The 2,701-nt window shown below is 38.5% G+C and carries 2 protein-coding genes; one reads left to right on the top strand and one right to left on the bottom strand.

Annotated features, from left to right (window positions below; all coding sequences use genetic code 11):
- Positions 1 to 10: 10 nt before the first annotated feature.
- Positions 11 to 187 carry a hypothetical protein gene (locus F6K22_RS38125; protein ID WP_293110064.1) on the bottom strand — a complete coding sequence of 59 codons (177 nt, stop codon included), beginning with the start codon at positions 185 to 187 and terminating at the stop codon, positions 11 to 13.
- An 857-nt stretch (positions 188 to 1,044) separates the two neighbouring features.
- Between F6K22_RS38125 and nadA the strand changes: the two genes are divergently transcribed.
- Positions 1,045 to 2,013: a quinolinate synthase NadA gene (gene nadA, locus F6K22_RS38130; RefSeq protein ID WP_293110066.1), complete on the top strand. Its 969-nt coding sequence runs from the start codon at positions 1,045 to 1,047 to the stop codon at positions 2,011 to 2,013.
- Positions 2,014 to 2,701 lie beyond the last annotated feature (688 nt).

Consider the following 2,701-nt stretch of genomic DNA (forward strand, 5'->3'; position numbering starts at 1 on the left):
CCACGAAATTCTACCAGGTGGGAGGTGGGTCCTGCTGCTCCATTGCCTCCACGAACATTTTAAGCCATTCTTGCATCTGTGGAGGGAGATCCTGACCATCAGCCAATTTGCCAATCGCCAGGGCCTTCTTCATTTCTTTCAACGTCATATCCTTCGGAATTTCAACCACTTTTTTGATATTTTTCAACAACCTCTAAAACTTCTAATCCTGATTTTTTTACCGAATAATTAACAATTATTAATTATTAATTAAATAATTCAGCTTACTCTGCCTCCCCTTGGATAGGGGAAAAGCGGGGATGGGATGGCGAGGTTTCCGTTCCCTCCGGGACGCTACGCGAACTTTGAAGCTTTGCGAAGCGCAAACGCTTGCCTCCAATCTCCCCTTGAGAGAAGAAATAATGTTTCCTTATACTCAATTCCCGAAGGGTTTTAACCTTCTTGTAATTATCAATTATCCATTAATGAAGAGAATTTTACTCAATCCTAATCTATCAAATTTTTCTGAGTTAACCTCCCCTGGTTGAAAATTTTTCAGTAAATCAGGAATTTCTAACCATCTTTAATTAGTAGGATTTTCTAAAATATTTACCGAATAATTAAGGTTTAAAGCCTCTCATGGGCAAGGAGATACAAGAAAAAATTTTCCTTTTATTCAATCCTATCCGTTTTTAGGGAGAGGTAATTATCCATTATTCATTATCCATTATTGAAATCTGTATAAATTCTGGTTATTTCAATTTCTCGCGTATATAAGAGACTGTTTGTAAAAAAAACTCAAGATGGCCATGAATAAGTATTTAAGAGATTGTTTGTAAAAAAAAGCTAAAGAAAAGTAGTATAAATGTTTAATAAGCCCATTCATTATAGTAAAATAAAAAAGTGAAATTAAAATCAACTTCCAAAAATTCCTTGTCCTAGTAGCCAGATTAAGGTTCTGATTTATGCTATAGTTATTTGTGTTTTGTGTGCGATGGCCTTGCCCTCAAAAGCCGGAAACCTCCCAATATTTATTTGACAAACAGTTTCTAAAGATACCTAACTATGTTTATCACGGAATCAAAAAAAACAAACACCTACTTTAACTCTATCCCAGATGACTTATTCGCAGCTATTGAAGAACTCAAAAAGGAGCTAAATGCTGTTATTTTAGTTCACTACTATCAAGAGCCAGATATTCAGGATATTGCCGACTATTTGGGTGATTCTTTAGGTTTATCTCAGCAAGCTGCTACTACAGATGCTGATGTAATCGTCTTTGCTGGAGTCCATTTCATGGCAGAAACAGCCAAAATTCTTAACCCTAACAAGTTAGTTTTATTACCCGATCTAGATGCAGGTTGCTCTATGGCTGATGGTTGTCCTGCCGAAGAATTTGCTGCTTTCAAAGCTGCCCATCCCGAGCATTTAGTTGTTTCTTACGTTAATTGCTCTGCTGCGGTTAAAGCATTGAGTGATATTATTTGCACCAGCTCTAATGCTGTAAAAATTGTTAATCAAATCCCAGAAGAGCAACCGATTATTTTTGCTCCTGACAAAAATCTTGGTCGCTATGTTAGTGAACAAACAGGAAGGGATTTAGTACTTTGGCAAGGGAGTTGTATGGTTCATGAAATTTTTTCTGAAAAGAAGATTGTACAACTGAAAATGGAACATCCTCAAGCAGAATTTATTGCCCATCCAGAATGTGAAGAGCAAGTGTTGCGTCATGCTGATTTCATTGGTTCAACAAAAGCTTTATTTGAGTATAGTAAGCAAAGCGCTGCGCAGAAATTTATCATTGGCACTGAACCCGGAATTCTTCATCAAATGGAAAAGCAAATACCACAAAAGCAGTTTATTGCCGCACCAGCAACGGGTAACTGCGCCTGCAATGAATGCCCTCACATGCGGCTGAATACTTTGGAGAAGTTGTATTTGGCGATGAAGAATCGGGCACCGGAAGTTACAGTGCCAGAAGAGATTCGGGTTGCTGCACTCAAGCCATTAGAACGAATGTTGGAGATGTCATAGGATTTTACTCCTGAGAAAGACTTTAATCCTGCTGTCAACCTAGAAAATTCTATGAGTCAGTAGGTGGAGTTGCCGCCGAGAAGTGTTTTAATCCTCTTATGTGCCAAGCCGTGAAACCTACCGATATCACTTCGAGCGTGCAGGGTTTACTGATATTTGTTTCATTGATTTAACAACAAGATGGAAACCTTGGATAGCAGAACGGTATCATAAATTTCTCCAGTCCAAAGAAGAATAAATCAAAATCTTCGGTGAAGATGTTTACGATAATCGCAGTCAATTGTATCGAATTGGTCGGGATATGTTTCAAAGCGGTAACATTGGTGGATCGTTGATCGTTGCTAAAAAACCTCGTACTTTACAGATAACCCAAATACCTGAAAACTATTCCTCCCCTTTAACTGCTGTTTACAATGAGCACTCGAAGACGGATCTCTACTTGTTCTAAGACACTTCAAAACCGAAACCTTCGAGCATTACTCTGCCTGGTGGAGTGACACCCAGGGCAATTCCCAGGAACTGATTAATACCTCGGAACAAAGAGCTTGAGATCCACATATCTCTATCAAAAGAAACAATCAAACCGGAACGATTTGTTTACCAGAAGCAAATTTAGAAATTCAATTTGAAGTTGTCACCCAATTCACCAGGGGTGTTCCTGCTGAATAAAATCAGCGCACTGTTATCA

Origin of the sequence: Okeania sp. SIO2F4, from assembly GCF_010672385.1 — a bacterium.
In the GTDB taxonomy this organism is placed as follows: Bacteria; Cyanobacteriota; Cyanobacteriia; order Cyanobacteriales; family Microcoleaceae; genus Trichodesmium.